15 protein-coding genes are annotated in these 17,681 nt (G+C 68.7%); 9 read left to right on the forward strand and 6 right to left on the reverse strand.

Going from position 1 to position 17,681, the window contains the following annotated elements; genetic code table 11:
- The first annotated feature begins 14 nt into the window (after positions 1 to 14).
- From ALI144C_RS37700 to ALI144C_RS37710, 3 genes are all read left to right on the forward strand, one after another.
- The gene (locus ALI144C_RS37700; RefSeq protein WP_076991981.1) at positions 15 to 794 is read left to right on the forward strand and encodes a S1 family peptidase; all 780 of its coding nucleotides are present in this window, start codon (positions 15 to 17) and stop codon (positions 792 to 794) included.
- 30 nt (positions 795 to 824) lie between these two features.
- Positions 825 to 1,835 (forward strand): hypothetical protein, encoded by a 1,011-nt coding sequence (locus tag ALI144C_RS37705; RefSeq protein ID WP_076991982.1) that lies wholly within the window; start codon positions 825 to 827, stop codon positions 1,833 to 1,835.
- 295 nt (positions 1,836 to 2,130) lie between these two features.
- Positions 2,131 to 3,894: a serine/threonine-protein kinase gene (locus ALI144C_RS37710; RefSeq protein ID WP_168211452.1), complete on the forward strand. Its 1,764-nt coding sequence runs from the start codon at positions 2,131 to 2,133 to the stop codon at positions 3,892 to 3,894.
- Here ALI144C_RS37710 and ALI144C_RS37715 read toward each other — a convergent pair.
- Genes ALI144C_RS37715 through ALI144C_RS37725 form a run of 3 tightly spaced genes read right to left on the reverse strand, consistent with a single transcriptional unit; the run spans position 3,880 to position 6,835 of the window.
- Positions 3,880 to 4,824: an aromatase/cyclase gene (locus ALI144C_RS37715; protein ID WP_076991984.1), complete on the reverse strand. Its 945-nt coding sequence runs from the start codon at positions 4,822 to 4,824 to the stop codon at positions 3,880 to 3,882. The genes ALI144C_RS37710 and ALI144C_RS37715 overlap by 15 nt on opposite strands.
- A gap of 12 nt (positions 4,825 to 4,836) precedes the next feature.
- Positions 4,837 to 5,886: a methyltransferase gene (locus ALI144C_RS37720; protein ID WP_083753734.1), complete on the reverse strand. Its 1,050-nt coding sequence runs from the start codon at positions 5,884 to 5,886 to the stop codon at positions 4,837 to 4,839.
- Between the two features lie 43 nt (positions 5,887 to 5,929).
- Entirely contained in the window at positions 5,930 to 6,835 is a 906-nt protein-coding gene (locus tag ALI144C_RS37725) for an MBL fold metallo-hydrolase (RefSeq protein WP_076992077.1), read from the reverse strand.
- A gap of 121 nt (positions 6,836 to 6,956) precedes the next feature.
- Here ALI144C_RS37725 and ALI144C_RS37730 point away from each other — a divergent pair, with 121 nt between their 5' ends.
- Complete coding sequence (locus ALI144C_RS37730; RefSeq protein WP_076991985.1) at positions 6,957 to 8,027, forward strand: phosphotransferase family protein; 1,071 nt, start codon at positions 6,957 to 6,959, stop codon at positions 8,025 to 8,027.
- Positions 8,024 to 9,082 carry an LLM class flavin-dependent oxidoreductase gene (locus tag ALI144C_RS37735; RefSeq protein ID WP_076991986.1) on the forward strand — a complete coding sequence of 353 codons (1,059 nt, stop codon included), beginning with the start codon at positions 8,024 to 8,026 and terminating at the stop codon, positions 9,080 to 9,082. Before ALI144C_RS37730 ends, ALI144C_RS37735 begins: the two co-directional genes overlap by 4 nt.
- A gap of 4 nt (positions 9,083 to 9,086) precedes the next feature.
- Here ALI144C_RS37735 and ALI144C_RS37740 read toward each other — a convergent pair whose 3' ends face one another.
- On the reverse strand, positions 9,087 to 12,284 hold the full coding sequence (locus ALI144C_RS37740) for an AfsR/SARP family transcriptional regulator (protein WP_076991987.1): 3,198 nt from the start codon (positions 12,282 to 12,284) through the stop codon (positions 9,087 to 9,089).
- Between the two features lie 356 nt (positions 12,285 to 12,640).
- Between ALI144C_RS37740 and ALI144C_RS37745 the strand changes: the two genes are divergently transcribed.
- Genes ALI144C_RS37745 through ALI144C_RS37755 form a run of 3 tightly spaced genes read left to right on the forward strand, consistent with a single transcriptional unit; the run spans position 12,641 to position 14,513 of the window.
- Entirely contained in the window at positions 12,641 to 13,096 is a 456-nt protein-coding gene (locus ALI144C_RS37745; RefSeq protein ID WP_076991988.1) for a nuclear transport factor 2 family protein, read from the forward strand.
- 19 nt (positions 13,097 to 13,115) lie between these two features.
- The gene (locus ALI144C_RS37750; protein WP_076992078.1) at positions 13,116 to 14,192 is read left to right on the forward strand and encodes an oxidoreductase; all 1,077 of its coding nucleotides are present in this window, start codon (positions 13,116 to 13,118) and stop codon (positions 14,190 to 14,192) included.
- 18 nt (positions 14,193 to 14,210) lie between these two features.
- Positions 14,211 to 14,513: an antibiotic biosynthesis monooxygenase family protein gene (locus ALI144C_RS37755; protein WP_076991989.1), complete on the forward strand. Its 303-nt coding sequence runs from the start codon at positions 14,211 to 14,213 to the stop codon at positions 14,511 to 14,513.
- Positions 14,514 to 14,525: 12 nt separating this feature from the next.
- Here ALI144C_RS37755 and ALI144C_RS37760 read toward each other — a convergent pair whose 3' ends face one another.
- Positions 14,526 to 15,554, reverse strand: coding sequence for an LLM class flavin-dependent oxidoreductase (locus tag ALI144C_RS37760; RefSeq protein WP_076991990.1), 1,029 nt, complete (start codon positions 15,552 to 15,554; stop codon positions 14,526 to 14,528).
- Positions 15,551 to 15,961, reverse strand: a complete 411-nt coding sequence (locus tag ALI144C_RS37765) for a MarR family winged helix-turn-helix transcriptional regulator (protein ID WP_202819147.1) — start codon at positions 15,959 to 15,961, stop codon at positions 15,551 to 15,553. The genes ALI144C_RS37760 and ALI144C_RS37765 overlap by 4 nt, the downstream gene beginning before the upstream one ends.
- Before the next feature lie 276 nt (positions 15,962 to 16,237).
- Here ALI144C_RS37765 and ALI144C_RS37770 point away from each other — a divergent pair, with 276 nt between their 5' ends.
- Positions 16,238 to 17,668, forward strand: a complete 1,431-nt coding sequence (locus ALI144C_RS37770) for a DHA2 family efflux MFS transporter permease subunit (RefSeq protein ID WP_083753737.1) — start codon at positions 16,238 to 16,240, stop codon at positions 17,666 to 17,668.
- Positions 17,669 to 17,681 lie beyond the last annotated feature (13 nt).

The following is a 17,681-nucleotide window of genomic DNA, read 5'->3' on the forward strand; positions in this document are numbered from 1 at the left end:
AAGGAATGGCAACGATGATGTTGCGTTCGCTGGCCGCTGCCCTCATCGCGGTCACCGCCGTCGGGTTCGCTTCCACAGCCCCCGCCCTTGCCGCACCGGCACCACCCGACGAGAAGGGCATCGCGTATCAGCCCGACGTCGTCGGCGGCTCCCCGGCACCCGCCTATTCGTTCGCGGTGTCGCTGCAGAACCTCAGCGGCAGCCACTTCTGCGGCGCCTCCGTGGTGCACGCCAAGTGGGCGATCACCGCGCGGCACTGCGTCGTCGGCAAGTCGCCTGGCAGCATCCAGGCTCGCGTCGGCAGCAGCAACAGGACCACGGGCGGGCAGGTGGTCGGCGTCACCTCGATCACCACCCACCCCTCCTACGACATCGCAGTCATCGGTCTGACCACAGTCAACGCGCTGTACCCGCCGATCGTCATCGCCGCGTCCTCCGGCGCGGTCGGCACCTCGACCCGGATCATGGGCTGGGGCCAGACCTGCCCGTCGCCCGGCGGCTGCGGGGCGCCGATCCAGTTGCAGCAGTTGAACACCTCGATCGTCGCCGACGGCGGCTGCGCCGGTGTCAACGCCGCGCAGGAGATCTGCACCAGCAACCCGGGTGGCGTCGCCGGTGCCTGCTACGGCGATTCCGGTGGCCCCCAGGTCAAGACCGTCGGCGGCGCCTGGCAGCTGGTCGGCGCCACCAGCCGGTCCGGCGGCGGCTCCACGTGCGCGGTCGCCCCGTCGATCTACATGGACGTGCCGCACTTCCGCCCGTGGATCCAGGGCGTCACCGGCCTGCCGCTGTAGCCCGACATCCCTGACCTGGAAGGAAAACCCATGATCCCGAGAAAACGGCGGGGCCTGCTGGTCACCGCGGTGGCAGCCCTGGTGGCCCCTTTGCTCAGCGTGTCGGCCGGCGCGGCGGAGTCCGGCATCCTCGCCGACACCGACGTCTACATCCGTGACTACGTCGGCGACGCCGGCGTCGAGCCGCACGGCAACTCGGTGTGGACCAGCCCCGACATCAAGGTCTGTCCCACCTCCACCGAATGCCCCACCAGCGTCAACCCCGAAGTCGGTCAGACGAACTACATCTTCGTCAAGCTGAACAGCCCTGGCCCGTACGGCTCGGGTGCCGACACCGGCAACCTGGAGGTCTTCCGCTCGACCCCGGGCGGCGGCACCGGCTGGATCAGCGACTGGACGAGCATCGGCGCGGCCTTCGATGTCCCGGTCGCCGCGTCGGGCGTCACCACGGTGATGATCCCGTGGAACGGTGTGCCGGGCCCCGGCCACTTCTGCCTGCTCGCCCGCTGGGAGTCGGCCAACGACCCGATGTCCTTCCCCGAGGGCGTCAACACCGTGCTCAACACCCAGCGCAACAACAACCTCGCCTGGCGCAACGTGGACTCGGTCGACCTGTTCGCGGGCAAGCCCGAGGTGCGACCGTACGCGATCGGCAACCCCGGCTCGGCGCAGATCTCGACCGATCTGGCATTCACCGACACGCGCAACGGCTTCACCGCGGCGGGCGGAAAACTGGTGATCGACCTCGGCCCGACCGTCTACAGCCGCTGGCGTGAGGGCGGCGGCCGGGCCACCGGCGTCAGGCAAGTCGGCACCTACAGCTTCGAGATCAGCGACTTCCGGCAGGCGAGGTTCTACGGCATCCGGCTCGCGCCGCGCACCCGCCCGGAAATGAAGCTCGTGTTCAGCACGACGACGGCACCGCGCAAGGGATCCCACGTGATCCGCGTCAACCAGTTCGCGCCCGTGGAGAACGGTCAGTCGGCTCCCGCGGCGGCCATTGACGTCGGTGGCGTCGAGTACCAGGTCACCATTCGCTGACACCGGCGAGCCGGATGGCACCGCGGCTCCCCGGCCGTAGTGCCATCCGGGCATCCGAGCCGACCCCTTCACCTCTGACTCATTCGGCCTGGTGCACGGAATGTGGACGGGAAGACGGCGAACACCACGGATGTGTTCGCCGTTCGGCAATTCGGGCGTGCTGTCGCCCGGATGGAGCCTTTGATGCCGGAGTGCGTTGGCAGCAGACTGGCTGCTGTTTCCCGGTGCCTGGCGGTTGTTCAGCCGGGAACCGACGATGCCCACCATCATCGCGGGTGATGCCGAGGGAGGGGTCGTGCGTACTGGTGAGTTGATCGGCACCCGTTATCGGCTGGAGGAAAGAATCGGTTCCGGGGGAATGGGGGTGGTCTGGCGCGCGTCCGACGAGGAGTTGGACCGCGTGGTCGCGGTCAAGCGCGCGTTGTCCGCGGATGGTGTGCGGGATGCCGGGCGGGCCAGGCAAGTGCGGCGTGAGGCGAAACTGGTCGCACGGGTGGATCATCCGAACGTGGTGACCTTGTACGACCTGGTGAATCACGACAACGAGTTGTGGCTGGTGATGGAATACGTTCCCGCCCGCAGTCTGGCCGGCCGTGGCACGCTTCCCCCCGACCAGGTCGCGCGGATCGGCGCGCAGCTGGCTGGTGCACTGGAAGCGGTGCACGCCGCGGGCGTGGTGCACCGCGATGTCAAGCCCAGCAACGTGCTCGTGACCGAGGACGGCCGGGCCAAGTTGAGCGATTTCGGGATTTCGCGCGCGGACCACGGCGACGTGACCCTGACGGGCAGCGGCGCGATCGCCGGAACACCGGGCTACCTCGCCCCCGAAGTGGCCAACGGACTGGACGCCACCCCCGCATCGGACGTCTTCTCCCTCGGTGCCACGTTGTTCGCTGCGGTCGAAGGTGTTTCCCCGGTCGGCACTGCGGACAACCCACTGGTGCTGGTACGCCGCGCGGCGAATGGCGACATCGCCACGGCTCGCCGCGGCGGAGCGCTTGCACCGGTGCTGTCCGCGCTGCTGCACCCCAACCCGGCGAAGCGACCCGACGCGACCCGAGCCAGGAAGATGTTCGAGGACGTCGTCGTCCACCCGCAACGCCAGGACCGGCGGGTTCCGGTCGTCGCGGGTGCGGTACTGGCGGCGATCGCAGTGCTGATGGGACTGACGGCGGCATCCGCGCCAACCGGATCACCACCTGCCTCGCCACCGGAAGCGTTCACCATCGGAGATCCGCGTACGGCAGATCCGTGTGCGCTGGCCAACCCCGCCGAGCTGGCCCGGTTCGGTGAAGCCGGCCGGGACGCCGGCCACGGCAACTTCAACCAGTGCTACGTGCTCGTGCGGACCCACACCGGCGTGGACGTCGACGTCATCGTCCAGTTGGACCCGGCGACCACGAGCCGGATCTTCCCTGGCAAGACCGAGAAACACGGGCCGCTCACCGTCGTTCGCCACCTGCCTGCCGACGACGAGTGCAGCCGGACGATCCTGCTCGTCGACCGGACCCATGTCGTCCTCAGGGCACGGGAGGAACAACCCGAATCGACCGACCTCTGCGCGATCGCCGACACGGCCACGTCCAGGGCACTGGCAGTCCTGTCGAACGGAGTCTTCCCACAGCGGGCACACCCGGCGGACACCGCGTCGCTGGCGCGCGTGGACGCCTGTTCGCTGGTCGACAACGCCACACTCAGCCAGTTTCCCGGCATCGACGCGAGACGTCCGGAGATCGGGTTCGGCGACTGGGAATGCAGGTGGAAGAGCACCACCATCCCCGCCACCCTCCTGGTCGTCTTCGACCGGGGTGGAACGCTGACCACCGACGACGGCCGCCCCACCCGCTTCGGTGGCCGGGAGGCCTTCATCAAGGCGGGTGGTTACGGCGCTCGATCGTGTGTGGCGCGGATCGTGCACCGCCCGTTCGCCAACGCGGACACAACCCGAGGTTTCGAACTGTTGCTGGTCGTGGTCCTCGGCCCGTTGCCGTCGGACGAGTTATGTCGGTTGGTGACCGGTATCGCCGGACCCGCCGCGGCCAACCTACCAGCCACCTAAACGCGCATTGCCTTTCTCTGCCGCGTACGCGCACGCCAGTCGCATGGTCGCGGTGCTGTTCCCGCTCAACGCCTTGCGGACGAATTCCGCGGAGTCGCTCATAGTTGCCTGGTCGCCGAGGATCGTGCTGACTGCCTCGGGCTTGATGGTGTAGGTGTGCTGTGCGGTGAGGGTGTTGCCCTCGATCTCCCATCGGCCGGTGTGCATGGTGAGCAGGGCGGGTGGTTCCAGTTGTTTGTAGGCGATCAGGTGATGGGGGAGACAGACCCGGATCGATTTCGTGGTGTGTGTCGCGCCGTCGGCCGTGCGGGTGTCCATTTCGAGGGTTTGCAGACCGGGGGATTCCTCGGTGAGGACCACGCGGGCCACGTGGGGGACGCGTCGGGGCCACTGGTCGGCTCGGTGGAGGAAGTCGTAGATGTGTTCCGCTGAGCCTTCGAAGGTCACCTTGTCGGCGAATGAGACGGTATGGGTTGCCTTTTCGGCCGCGGTTTTCAGCGCCCGCAACTCGGCGTGGCTGTTGCGGTCGATGGCTTGGTCGATCCAGGCCACGTTCTCCGGAGCGTCGTCGATCGCCGTGTAGTCGTGTTCGAGGGTCACGGTGGTCTGGCCTGCCGCGGTCTCGGTGATGAACCAGGTGCCGCCCATCGACGCGACCGGCGGGCTGGAAACCTCCTGCCGGAACGTGATCACCCTGCCCAGCGGGTCGAGCGTGCGCCGGGAGACCCACGTCTTGGTCGTCGCGTTGGCCGTGGCCCAGATCCTGATGCGCTCGTGCGTGTCGGCCCGGTCGATGTGGTCGACCAGGATGGTCGGCGGGAAGACCTGCGGCCAGCGCTGTACGTCGGCCACCAAGCCGTAGACCGTGTCGGCCGGGGCCGACACGGTGATCTTGTGGGTGGTGAACCGTCGTGTCGACACCGCTGTCATGACTTCGCTCCTCTACCGTTTGTGGGCCACCAGAAGGCCGTTGGACCCGGCCGTGTCGAGGATCAGGCCGATTCGGTCGAACCGGGCGAAGCCGGCCTGTCGCAACAAGTCCTCGTACTCCCGCTGGCTGTAGTTGGCGCCTTCGGTCGTTTCGACCAGCATGTTCAGGCTGGCCATCGCGCCACCGACCGGGCCGTCGCCCTCGTCGTTGACGAACGCCTCGGAGATGATGACGGCGCCGTCGCGGGCGAGGGCCGCGTGGCACTTGCGCAGGATCGTCAGGTTCTGTTCGGGGTTCCAGTCGTGCAGGATGTCCGACAGGAGCACCACGTCATAGCCGGTGGGCAGGTCTTCCTCGAAGAAGTCACCGGCGAAGCTGGTCACCCGGCTGGTCATGTCGGCCTCGGCGATGTTCTTGTCCGCCATCTCGCACACGAACGGCTGGTCGTACACCGTCGCTGTGAGATGGGGGTGGATCCGGCACAGCTGGATGCTGAACGCACCGCTGCCTCCGCCGACGTCCAGCAGTCGCTTGTACGGCCTGAAGTCCACCGACAGCGCCACCGAACGTGCGGTGAACGTGGCGGCGGAGAACAACGCCCGCCAGAACATCATGAGCATCTGCTCGTCCCCGGGCAGGAACACGGTGTCCGCCGCGTCCGGGTCCCATGTGGTGGGACGGTTGCGGCGGATGGCCTCCTCGAGCCTTCCCCAGCCGTCGTACTCGCGACGGTCGACGAACCGGATCAGGTCGCCGAAGAAGTAGGGCTTCCCCGAGACGAGGAACTCTTCGGCGTGCCGCGAGTTGTGGTACCGGCCGTCCCGCTTGTCCAGCAGGCCGAGGGAGGCGCACGCGATCAGCAGCATCTTCGCGGGCCGTGGCGAGATCCCCGCGTCGGCGGCGAACTCGTCCGGCGTGGTCCCAGTGGTGCCGCTCAACGTGTCGAACAGACCCATCTCCAGCGCGACGGACAGCACTTTGGCCATCCGGAAGCCGTTGGCGATCTCCATCAACGGCGCGGGGGTGAGCGGGACAACGCCGGTGTGCGAGTCGCGGATCATTGTTCCTCCTTGCTCTGGTGGGGCCGGACACTCGAAGCGGGCGTCACGCGAGACAGGTCAGCGGTCCGCCGTTGTAGACCCGCATCTGCTCGAAGACGGGCGCGGAGCTCAGGTACCTGCCCGGGGGATTGCCCTGCAGTTCGTCGTAGGCGCGGTGCAGGTTCGCCACCAGCCGCTCGGGATCCAGCAGGGCGGCGAACTCGCCCAGGTCCGTCCGCATGGCCAGGGTCAACGGGTCGAGCCCGGCCGCCAGCCCGTCCCTGGCCAGCTGGTGGACCCACCGCAGGTACGTCTCGTTCACGTCGAACACCTCGGGTCCGCAGACCGGGCCGTGGCCGCAGACGACCGTCTTGGCGCCGAGCCGCCGCAGTGCCCGGACCGCCCGCAGCGAACCGAGCAACGAGCCCATGAAGAAGAACGGTGTACACCCGGACATGACGAGGTCGCCCGTGAACAGCACGCGCTGCGCGGGCAGCCACACGAATACGTCGTTGGTGGTGTGCGCCGGACCGATGTGCCTCAGCTCCACCACCATGTCGCCCTGGTGCAAGGTCATCCGGTCGGTGAACGTCAGCGTCGGTGGGGACACGACCAGTTCACCCCAGTGGGTGTCCGGCCAGACCTTGGTCAGCCCCAGGCCTTTCTCGAGCACCTGGGTTCGCGTGGCCGCGTGCGCGACCACTGTGGCCGATGGGGTGAAGACGAAGTTGCCGCCGGTGTGGTCGCCGTGGTGGTGCGTGTTCACCACAATCCTGGGTGGCAGTGGCGTCACGGTCGCGATCGCCGAGCGCAGGTTTCGGGCACGTTGTTCGGTGGCCGCGGTGTCCACGAGCGTCACGGCGTCGGCACCGACCAGGATGCCCGCGTTGTTCAGGCACCACCCGCCATCTGGTTGCACGTAGGCGAACACGCCCTCGGCCACCTCGTGGAGCTCGCCGGACGGACTCATGGCTCTGACGATCCCGCCCGCCTGCGGAGGGCTGGTAGAAAACAGATCGAGGTGCGTCACCGCCAGTGACCAGAGCTTGTTTCTATCCTGCCTCCAGTCCTGGTTCGGCAGGATCGGGACCATGGCCGTGCCACAGCAACGCGATCCCGACATCACTCGGCGCAGACTGGCGGAGTGGTGTTCCACGCACGTCGCCGGTGGCGCCGGTGTGACCGTCGGCGCGTTGACCGCTCCGCCGGGCGCGGGTTTCGCCAACGAGACGCTGGTTTTCGAGGCTGCTTGGGCGAACCGGACGCGGCGGATGGTCGCCCGGATCGCCACACCGTCCTATCAGGTCTACCCGACCAGCCGCCTGGCCGAGGAGGCCAAGGTGATGACGACCCTGCGCGACCACAGCGAGGTGCCCGTGCCCCGCGTGTACGGTTACGAACCGGACCCGGAGCCGCTGGGCGGGCCGTTTCTCGTCATGGGATACGTGCCCGGCCGCGTGCCCGCTGATTTCCCGTCGTACCACCGCAAGGGCTGGGTAGCCGAACTGTCCGAACAGGACAGGGCGGTGCTCTGGGACAACGGGATAGCCACGATGAGTCTGGTGCACAAGGTGCGGCCGACGGCACTCGGCCTGGCCATGGTGGACGGGAACTGGTGGGAGAGCCAGTTCCGTTCCTATGCCGAGCAGCTGGACTTCTTCCGTTCGGCGGACTCGCCCGTCGTGCTGGCCGCGCTGGAGTGGTTGCGGGACAACCGCCCTGACGACTCACTGCCGTCCGGCCTGCTGTGGGGGGACGCCAGGCTGGGCAACATCCTCTTCGACCACGTCACCCCGACGGCCGTGCTGGACTGGGAGATGGTGTCGCACGGGCCCGCCGAGGTGGATCTCGGGTGGTTCCTCTACCTGGACAGGCACCTGAGTGCCGGAATCGGCGCCACCCGGTTGGCCGGGCTGCCCGGCCGGGCCGCGACGATCACCCGGTACGCCGAGCTGCTCGGCCGCGCCGTGGCCGACCTGACCTTCTACGAGGTGTTCGCGGGTCTCCGGCTCGCGCTGGTCGCCGCCCGGGTCACGGAACTGGTCGTGGCGAACGGAATCGCCGGCCCGGACTTCCCGCTCCGGCGCAACACCACCCGTCTGCTCGAACGCACGCTGAACGACGCGGAGCGACCACCTTCCAGCGCAGGGAGCGCGGCATGAGATTCGGCATCAACCTGTTCCCGACGGTGAGCCCGGCGGAGAAACCCGCGGCCCAGCACTTCGACGAGTGCCTGCGGCTGGCCGAACTCGCCGAGGAACTCGGCTACGACCACGTGAAGACGGTCGAACACCACTTCACCCCGTACGGCGGCTACAGCCCCGACCCGGTGACGTTCCTCGCCGCGGCTGCCGCGCGCACGTCGACCATCCGGCTGGTCACCGGTGCCGTGATCCCCGCTTTCACCCACCCGGCGCAGCTGGCGGGCAAGCTGGCGATGCTGGACAACATCTCGCACGGCCGGCTCTCCGTGGGCTTCGGCCGGGCCTTCCTGCCCGACGAGTTCGAGGCTTTCCAGGTCTGCATCGACGAAAGCCGCTCCCGGTTCACCGAGGGTGTCGAGGCGTGCCGCAGGCTCTGGTCGGAGCAGGACGTGGTGTGGGACGGGCAATACCACAAGTTCGGCCCGGTGACCCTGTTGCCCAGGCCGTTCCAGCGGCCACACCCGCCCATGCTCGTGGCGACGGCACGGACGCCCGAGTCGTGCGAGGCGGCAGGCGCCGCCGGGTACGGCCTGATGATGGTGCCGTCGATCAACAAGGTCGACCAGGTCCAGCACATGCTCGACGTCTACCGGACGGCGTGGGACGCGGCGGGCCACGATCCGTCCACTCAGGACGTCCACATGAGCTACACCTGCTACCTGGCCGAGGACGACCGGGAGGCGCGGCGGCTGGGCGGGAAGTACTCCCGGCACACCAACGCGGTGATGGCGCGGGCAGTGGCGGCTTGGTCGCGGACCAGCAGTGCCGACTACCGCGGCTACCGGCAGGTGGTCGAGAAGGTGCGCACCAGCGACTTCGACAAGCAGGTCGCCGGCTCGAAGGTGCTTGTCGGCGGCCCGGACGAGGTGGCCGAGAAGGTGGCGACCATCCGGGGGTGGTTCGGCGACGTCACCCTCAGCCTCCAGGTGATCTCCGGCAACCAGCCGGTGGCGGAGTCCATCCGGACGATGCGGCTGTTCGCCGACCACGTGCTGCCCCGGTTCAGCGCCTGACGCGTCACCCGTTCACGCGCAGGGCGATCCGGTCGATCAACTGCTGTGCCTCCTCCTGGCCGGGCACGTACCCGCCGGCCACGAAGATCTCGTGCGCCTGGTTGGCGAACCTGGTGGCCCGGTGGTGTTCCTCCAGCTGGTACCAGGCTCTGGCGAGCACGATGAACGCTTTGCCTTCCACCAGGCGAAAACCGGGATGTGTCGTGGTGCGCACGGCGTGTTGCGCGTAGCCGATGCTCGCGTGGTACGAGCTCTGCTCGAGGTGCGTGAGCGCGAGGCCGACCAGGGCCGTGGCCTCACCCTGCGGGTGCTCGACCTGGCGGGCCAGATCGATCGTCAGCTGGAAGGTCTCCTCCGCCAGCGCGCGGCGGTTGGTCCGCAGCTGCACCGTGCCGAGGATGTTGGCGGAGTTGATCTCCACCGCTCGGAACCCGTGTTCACGGGCCAGCCCCAGTGCCTGGTGGATGTACTTCTCCGCCTGCACGTACTGGTGTTCGGCGCAGTACGCGGCGGCCATGCCCTGGTAGCAGACGGCCGTGTCGTAGCGCGAGTCGAGGTACTCGCTCAGCGCCAGAGCCTCCTGGAGGTAGCCGAGTGCCGTGGCCGGCTCACCCAGGTCCAGCGTCACCATCCCCAGCCGCGCCAGGATCTCCGCGAGCGGGGGCCGGACGTGCAGATCCGAGTAGATCCTGTTGGCCTGGCTGAAGTCCTGGATCGCCTCGGTCAACTGGCCGCTCGCGTGGTGCACGATGCCCAGGTTGCGGCGGGTCTGCGCCTCGGTGAGCCGCAGCCCGAGCTGTTGGGTGAGCTCCAGTGCGCGTTCGAGCATGGGCAACGCGTCGTCGATGCGCAGCGTCGGCTGCTGCAGGCGGACCATGGTGGCCGCGTTGAGCGTGGTCGCCTCGAAGTCCTCCGCGCCGACCTCCCGGAACCGCTCCAGGGCCTCGTCGATCTGCTCGCTCGCGTCCTTGAGCCGGTTGAATCCCTGGTAGGCCAGGCCGAGCCCGAGCCGCATGGCGCCGATCACCCGGTTGTCGCCCAGGCGCAGCGCGGCCCGCAGGCCGACCTCGGCCGCCCGCACCCAGTCGGCGTAACGGCGTTCGCGGTGCAGGTACACCCGGAGGGTGTCGGTGAGCAGGCAGCTGATCTTGAACAGCCGGTGGTTGGCGGCGGTCTCCACCACCGCGACCAGGTTGGGACGTTCCCGGTCGAGCCAGGTCAGGGCTTCGCGGCTGCCGGCGAACTGCTGTACCCGCTCTTGGAGCGGCGCTTCCGGCAGCCGCATACGTACGATCCCTGAGTGGTACGCCTCGACAGCGGCGTCAGCGGTGTACAGGTACCACTTGCAGAGCCTGTGGGTCGCCTCGTCGCGTTCCGTGGCTTCGTCCTCGTTGCGGGAACGTTCCACCGCGTACAGCCTCAGCAGGTCGTGGAAGTGGTAGCGGCCGACGGCGTGTGTCTCGACCAGGTGGGCGTCGGCGAGCGTGTTCAGGAGCATGGCCGCTTCGTCGTTTCCGACGTTGGCCAGTTCGGCGGCGAGCGGGACCGTGAAGTCGCTGCCGGGGATGCTCCCCAGCCAGCGGAAGAGCCGACGGGCCGCGGCCGGGAGCTCGCGGTACGACAGCTCGAAGGCCACCCGGATCGCGGCCCGCGACTCCGAGCCGACGGCGAGGGCGCTCAGCCGGTTGCCGGTGCGCAGCTCGGTCACGTAGTCGGCGACCGAGTGGTGGGGGCGCGCGGCCAGGCTGGCACCCGCGATCCGCAGCGCCAGCGGCAGGTGTGCGCAGAGGCGGATCAGCTCGGTGATGGCGACGGATTCGCTTGCCGCCCGGCGCTCACCCAACATGCTGGTCAGCAGCGTCCTGGACTCGTCGACGGAGAGCACGTCCAGTGCGAACGGCCGGGCGCCGTGGAACGCGACCAGATCGGACAGGTTGGCGCGCCGGGTGACGATCACCGCGCAGCCAGGGGTGCCGGGGAGCAGGTGCCTGATCTGGTCGGTGTTGTAGACGTCGTCGAACACGAGCAGGACCCGCCGGTCGGCCAGCCACGACCGGAAGATGGCCGCACACGCGTCGAGGTCCTCGGGCAGCGTGCTGCGGTCAAGGCCGGACGCGCGCAGCAGTTCGGGCAGCACGTCGACGGTCTTGCGCGGAGTGCCGCTCGCCCCTCCCATGTGGACGTACCACTGGCCGTCCGGGTAGCGCGACCGCAGGTGGTGGGCCAGGTGGATGGCCAGCGCGGTCTTGCCGACACCGGGCGACCCGGTCAGCGTGACGATCGGGACGGCGGAGTTCGGCTCGTCGGGCTGGAGCATGGCCAGCGCTTGCTCCTGCACGTCGATGCGGCCGACGAAATCACCGGTGTCCGCGGGCAGCTGGCACTGGACCTTCCAGAGCTGGCGAGTGTCCTCCCGGCCCGCCCTCGCGGTCCGGCTCGGCGCGGTCAACTCGGGCGCGGCGGTCAGGATGGCCTGGTGCAGCGCGGTGAGCTCGACGCCGGGATCGACACCCAGCTCCTCGCGCAGCCGCGTGGCGATCTCCCGGTAGTGAGCCAACGCCTCGGCCTGGCGGCCGGACCGGTACAGGGCGAGGATCAGCTGGCTCGACAGCCGCTCGCGCATGGGGTTGTCGGCGGCGCAGGCGCGTAGCTCTCCGACGATGCCGTCGTGGTTGCCGTTCTGCAGTTCGATGTCGAACCGGCGTTCGGTCAGTTGCAGCCGCTTTTCCTCCAACGCGGGGACCTCGTCGCGGCGCAGCGTGTCGGACGGCACCTGTGCCAGCGCCTCGCCCCGCCACTGGCTGAGCGCGTCGACGATCGCCGCGAGCTCGGCCGCGTGGTCGCCCGCTTCGCGGTCCGCGGCCGCACGGGCGGACGCCGCCTCGAACCGGCTGAGGTCCAGCTGCTCACACGGCACCTCGATCAGGTACCCGTCGGTGGTGGTCCGCAGTAGCGACCTGCCGTCCTGGACGCAGCTGTCGAGGAACCGGCGCAGCCTGGTCACGTGGACCTGCAGCGACGCCCGCCCGTCGCCGGGTGCGTGCTCCTCTTCCCACAGGTAGTGGATCAGTCTGTCCGCGGAGACGGTGCGGTTGGCTCGCAACAGCAGCAGGCTGAGGAGGATGCGCTGCTTCGCGGCACGCAACGGGAGGATCTTGTTGTCCGCCAACACCTCCAGTGGACCGAGTACTCGGAACTCCACCGGAGGGCTTCCTCGGACATCACCTGTGTGCACGGCCTTCTCCCCTTAGGCTGAACACGCTCGAAGCACGGTGCGCGCTCCGGGTCCCGAACCGAGCGGACGGCGACGCCGGGTGGTTGGTAGCAGATCGATGTCGACGCGAACCCTGCTGTCCGCGTTTGCCCTGCTCCGCCGTGTTACCACGAAACCAGACTCGGGACTTGCTGGCAACCTTCTCCCCGCAGTACTTGACGGAGAGCGAACACGTCGCCGGAGGTTCGTTCGCGCAACACCACCAGCTTACCTATGCACTATTTCGCCTCCAGCGGTCGCGAGCACCTTTGTCGGCACAGGGCTCACATCGCTGGAGGCAACTCGTGACCTCGTACGCCGAGTCCGTCACCATCCCGGTGACGCCGCGGACATACACGGAGATCCTGCAGTTCTACGCCGAACACGCACAACTTCTCGACAACGGGCTGGCCGAGGCGTGGGCCGACCAGTTCACCCCGGACGGCGTGTTCTCGCAGAACGTGAAACCGGTCCCCAAAATCGGCCGGGCCGAGATCGGTACGGGAATGCGCCGGGGCATCGACCGGATCGCCGCGACCGGTGCCACCCGCAGGCACTGGTTCGGCATGGTGGTCGCCGAGGCGCAGCCGGACGACTCGGTCCGGACCAGGTACTACGCACTGGTCATCGAGACGCCGAAGAACGGCCGGCCGTCGATCTACCTGAGCACGACGGGGGAGGACGTGCTGGTTCGGCACGACCGCACCTGGCTGGTGCGGTCCAGGCATGTGGCGCATGACGGTCACGACGACATCGGCTGACACCGACCGGGGAGCGATCATGAGAACCCTTTTCGACGAGGTCGAACTCGGCGGGCTCACCGTGCCCAACCGCATCGTGATGTCCCCGATGGGGCGCTGCCGGGTCGGCCGGGACGGCGTGCCGGGCCCGCTGAACGCCGAGTACTACGCGCAACGGGCCGCCGCGGGCCTGATCGTCACCGAGGCCACCATCCCGAGCGAGGCCGGTCAGGGCCACACCAACATGGCCAGGATCCACTCGGCCGACCAGGTGGCGGCCTGGCGCGAGGTCACCGACGCGGTCCACCGCGCGGGCGGGCGGATCTTCGTTCAACTGTTGCACTGGGGCCGGATCGGGCATCCGGACCTCTACGGTCACCACCCGGTCGCACCGTCCCCGGTCCGTCCCGCGGGGCAGGCGACCACGTACGCCGGGAAGAAGGACTTCCCGGTGCCGAGGGAACTCACCCAGGCGGGTATCGACCAGACCGTCGAGGATTTCGCCGCGGCGGCGCGCAATGCCGTGTCCGCCGGTTTCGACGGGGTGGAACTGCACGCCGCGAACGGATATCTGATCCACCAGTTCCTGTCCGCGCACACGAACCGGCGGACCGACGGGTACGGCGGCACGGTGTCGGGCCGGATCCGGTTCGCGGTCGAGGTGGCCACCGCGGTGGCCGCGGAGACGGGCGCGGACCGGCTGGGCATCAGGCTTTCCCCCGGTGGTTTCCTCAACGACATCCAGGAGACCGATTTCGCCGAGGTCTACCTGCGGCTCACCCGTGCGCTCGCCGACGTGGACCTGGCGTACCTGCACCTGGTGACGGGAACCGACCGGGACCTGGCCCGCCGGATCCGCGCCGGGTGGCCCAACCTGGTCGTCCTCAACCCGGGAACCGGCCTGCGCCCGGTGGACGAGACGCTCGCGACCGCGGCCGAGTACCTGGCGGACGGGTTCGACCTGCTGTCGTTCGCCAAGCAGTTCCTCGCCAACCCGGACCTCCCGGACCGCCTGCGCCTGGCGGCCGGTCTCAACGCGCCCGACCCGGCCACGTTCTACGCGGGCGGTGCCAAGGGCTACACCGACTACCCGGCGCTCGCGCCCTCCCCGGCCTGAAGAGAAAGCGGGAAACACATGGTCGTGTTCGTCAACCGCCTCGTGCTGACCGGATCCGCGGCGGAGCTCGAGCAGCGCTACGCCAAAGTCGCGGACTTCATGCGCGCCCAGGACGGCATCATCCGCTACCGGCTGCTGCGCTCGCGGAAGGACCCCAGCGTCTACTTCAACGTCGCGGAGTGGACGGATCAGGAACGGTTCGACCGGGCGCTGAAGGATCCGCGGTTCCGGAGCCTGCTCGCGCCGGTGCTGGAGGTGGTCACCGGTGAGCCGTACGTGACCGACGTCGTCCTGGCGGGCGAAGCCGTCCAGGTCGGCTGACAGCGGGGGTGATCAGGTCCCCAGACCCAGTGCTTTGGCGAGCAGTTCGTAGGACCGCAGCCGCGCGGCGTGGTCGTAGATCGTCGAGAGGACGACGATCTCGTCCACGCCCAGCTCCCCGGTCATGTCGGTGAGCGCTCTCGACACCTGGTCGGGGTCTCCCACGAAGTACCGCGGCCACTCGTAGTCGCTGCGGGCCGGGTTCGGCGTGGTGTCCCCGTCCTCCGGGATGTCCGCGAGCAGCGGCAGAGCCGTCTCCGGAGCGGGGATGGGGTCGAGCTGGTTGCGGTTCATCCGGTGGCGGAACAACAGCTGGGTGGAGAAGACGTGGTGTGCCTGTTCGGTCGTGTCCGCGCAGTACACCCCCACACCCACGGCGGCCTGCGGAGCGGGCACGTGCTCGTTCGGCCGGAAGTGCTCGTGGTACGAGTTGATGGCCGTCCGGGTGTGGCCAGGGCTCCCGAAGTGCCCGAAGATGTACCGCAGGCCGAGCGCGCCTGCCAGCTTGGCTGACGTCGGGCTGGTCCCCAGCAGCCAGATCGGTGGGGTGCGGTCCACCGTGGGCATGATGTGCAGCTGGCGGTACGGGTGGTCGGCCGGGAACTCCGCCTGGCCCATGAGGGCCTGCAACTCCGTGAGCCGGACCTGGAAGCCGTTCGGCCCGGCCTGGTCGATGTCCGGCCGCAGCGCCCTCGACCCGCCGCCGTTGGCCCCGGGCGCGCGGCCGATGCCCAGGTGGATCCGGCCAGGGAAGAGGGCTTCGAGCACGTGGAACTGCTCGGCCACCTTCAGCGGGTGGTAGTGCGACAGCAGTACCCCACCGGGGCCGACGATGATCCGCTCGGTCGCGGACGCCACCCGGGTGGTCATGATCTCCGGGGCGGGGCTGGCGAACGGCCGGGAGCCGTGGTGCTCGGCCAGCCAGTACCGCGTGTACCCGGTCCGGTCGCACAGTTTGGCCAGGTCGATGGTGTTGCTGAGCGACTCGGCCGGGCTGCCGTGCTCGGTCACTGGCGACTGGTCCAGAACAGATGCCTTCACGATGTCTCCTCGCTGGTCGCCATCGGACGATCGGCGGGCCGGCCGGAGTACCGCAGGCGGGCCACCACCGCTGCGGTGTGCTCGTCGAACGCGGCCACGTCCAGCAGTTCGCCCAGTGCCTCGGCCAGGGTCAGCCGGGCGGTCGTGGCGAGTTCCTGGCCCGCCGGGGTGGCCACGCAGTAGACGCCCCGGCGGTCGTGGTCGTCCTTCACCCGCTCGATCAGGCCCTTGCGCTGCAGCCGGGTGGTGAGCCTGCTGACCGACGACTGCTCCAGCCCCAGCCGGTCGGCCAGGTCCTGCATCCGCGTGCCCGTCGGGTGCCCTTCGCAGAGCGCGAGCAGCGCGAACAGTTCGGTCAGCAGCACGTCGTGCGTACGGGCCAGTCGGGTGTCCAGAGCCTGGTTCACCCGAGTGGTCAGGGTGGTGAGACTCTGCCAGAGTGAGGTCTCTTTCCGAGAGTCGGGCCGGTTAGCCGGGGTCATCGAGCCATCTCCCCTCGACCGTGTCGTTGGATGACCATACATGGATCGTCAGTCGCGAGAGCCGCAAGTCCGAGCGTCGGAGCTGCTGAAACAGGGAAAGAGTCACCCAGAGTATCCATGCATAAGCACGAAGCTGCTACGATGCGAACGACTGGTACCGCACTTTCACCCGAACGAGGAAGCACTCTGGGTGGTGTCGACATGACCGCGAGTGAGGCCGACCGAGCCCGCGAACCGGCGAAGCTCGATCCGGCGTTCCTGCGGATGGCTTCCGTCCTGCTGCTCGGCATGCTGATGGCCTTACTCGACGAGACCATCGTCAACGTCGGCATCAGGACACTGACCTCGACGTTCTCCTCGCCACTGGCCACGATCCAGTGGGTTACCGCCGGTTACCTGCTCGCGGTGTCCGTGGCCATCCCGTTCTCCGGCTGGGCGGTCGACCGGTTCGGCGGCCGGACCATGTGGCTGGTCTCGGTGGCCCTGTTCGTGGCCGGGTCGATCCTGTGCGGCGCCGCGTGGTCGGCGGAGAGCCTGATCTTCTCCCGGGTCGTGCAGGGTCTCGGCGGCGGCATGATCGTGCCGGTGGTGCAGACCATGCTCGGCCGCGCCGCCCCGCCGAACCTGATGGCGAAGGCGATGGGCCTGATCTCCATCCCGCTCGTGATCGGCCCGGTGATCGGCCCGGTCCTCGGCGGCCTGTTCATCGAACTCGTGAGCTGGCGCTGGATGTTCTTCGTCAACATCCCGATCGGCGTGGTGGCGATCGTCCTCGCGCTGCTCACGGTCCCGGCGGACCGGCCGGAAGGCGCCGCCGAACGCAAGCTCGACGTGCTGGGTCTCGTGCTGCTGTCGCCCGGTTTCGCCGCCCTGGTCTACGCGTTCACCACGGCGGCCCGGTTGGGGAACTTCGGCGACGCGCGGGTGACCATCCCGGCGGTCCTCGGTGTCGTGCTGCTCGTCGGGTACGTCGTGCACGCGCTGTCCACCGCACGTGAACCCCTCATCGACCTGAAACTGTTCCACAACAGGGGATTCACCCTTGCCGCCGTGGTGATGTTCATGATCGGTGGGGTCGCCAACACGTTGCTCTTCCTGACGCCGCTGTACTACCAGCAGGCGCGGGTGTTCGACGCGGTGCACGCCGGCCTGCTGCTCGTGCCGTCCGGTCTGGTCGGCGCACTGGGGTCGCTCATGGTCGGCAAGCTGGCGACGAAGTACACCGCACGACTGACCACGTCCCTGGGACTGGTGCTCGTCGCGGCCGGGATGTACGTCTACACGTGGGTGGGGCCGGACACCAGCCAGGCACTGCTCGCGGTCGCGCTCGGCGTGACCGGGTTCGGCATCGGCGTGGCGATCCCGGGCACCATGGCGTTCATGTTCCAGGCGGTCGGCCCGGCCGCGATGGCGCGGGCGACCGGGGCGCTGTTCATCTTCAACCAGCTCGGCGGCTCGCTCGGAATCGCGTTGGCCGCTGTGACCCTGCAGGCCAACCTGACGGGCACGACCGACGTACCGGGGGCCTTCGCGGCGACGTACTGGATCGTCGTGACAGCCGCGATAGTGGGGATCGTCGCCGCGGCGGCCCTGCCCGGGTCCTTCAGAGTCGCCGCGCCCCAGACGGCGTAACCGCCACGGCCTG

It is taken from the genome of Actinosynnema sp. ALI-1.44 (assembly GCF_001984155.1).
Lineage (GTDB): Bacteria > Actinomycetota > Actinomycetes > Mycobacteriales > Pseudonocardiaceae > Kibdelosporangium.

What these genes read in the sequence shown, in the direction of transcription:
- ALI144C_RS37700 (WP_076991981.1), top strand. Translation starts at nt 15, where the DNA reads ATGATGTTGCGTTCGCTGGCCGCTGCCCTCATCGCGGTCACCGCCGTC.
- ALI144C_RS37705 (WP_076991982.1), top strand. Translation starts at nt 825, where the DNA reads ATGATCCCGAGAAAACGGCGGGGCCTGCTGGTCACCGCGGTGGCAGCC.
- ALI144C_RS37715 (WP_076991984.1), bottom strand. Translation starts at nt 4,824, where the DNA reads ATGACAGCGGTGTCGACACGACGGTTCACCACCCACAAGATCACCGTG.
- ALI144C_RS37720 (WP_083753734.1), bottom strand. Translation starts at nt 5,886, where the DNA reads ATGATCCGCGACTCGCACACCGGCGTTGTCCCGCTCACCCCCGCGCCG.
- ALI144C_RS37725 (WP_076992077.1), bottom strand. Translation starts at nt 6,835, where the DNA reads ATGAGTCCGTCCGGCGAGCTCCACGAGGTGGCCGAGGGCGTGTTCGCC.
- ALI144C_RS37730 (WP_076991985.1), top strand. Translation starts at nt 6,957, where the DNA reads ATGGCCGTGCCACAGCAACGCGATCCCGACATCACTCGGCGCAGACTG.
- ALI144C_RS37735 (WP_076991986.1), top strand. Translation starts at nt 8,024, where the DNA reads ATGAGATTCGGCATCAACCTGTTCCCGACGGTGAGCCCGGCGGAGAAA.
- ALI144C_RS37750 (WP_076992078.1), top strand. Translation starts at nt 13,116, where the DNA reads ATGAGAACCCTTTTCGACGAGGTCGAACTCGGCGGGCTCACCGTGCCC.
- ALI144C_RS37755 (WP_076991989.1), top strand. Translation starts at nt 14,211, where the DNA reads ATGGTCGTGTTCGTCAACCGCCTCGTGCTGACCGGATCCGCGGCGGAG.
- ALI144C_RS37770 (WP_083753737.1), top strand. Translation starts at nt 16,238, where the DNA reads ATGACCGCGAGTGAGGCCGACCGAGCCCGCGAACCGGCGAAGCTCGAT.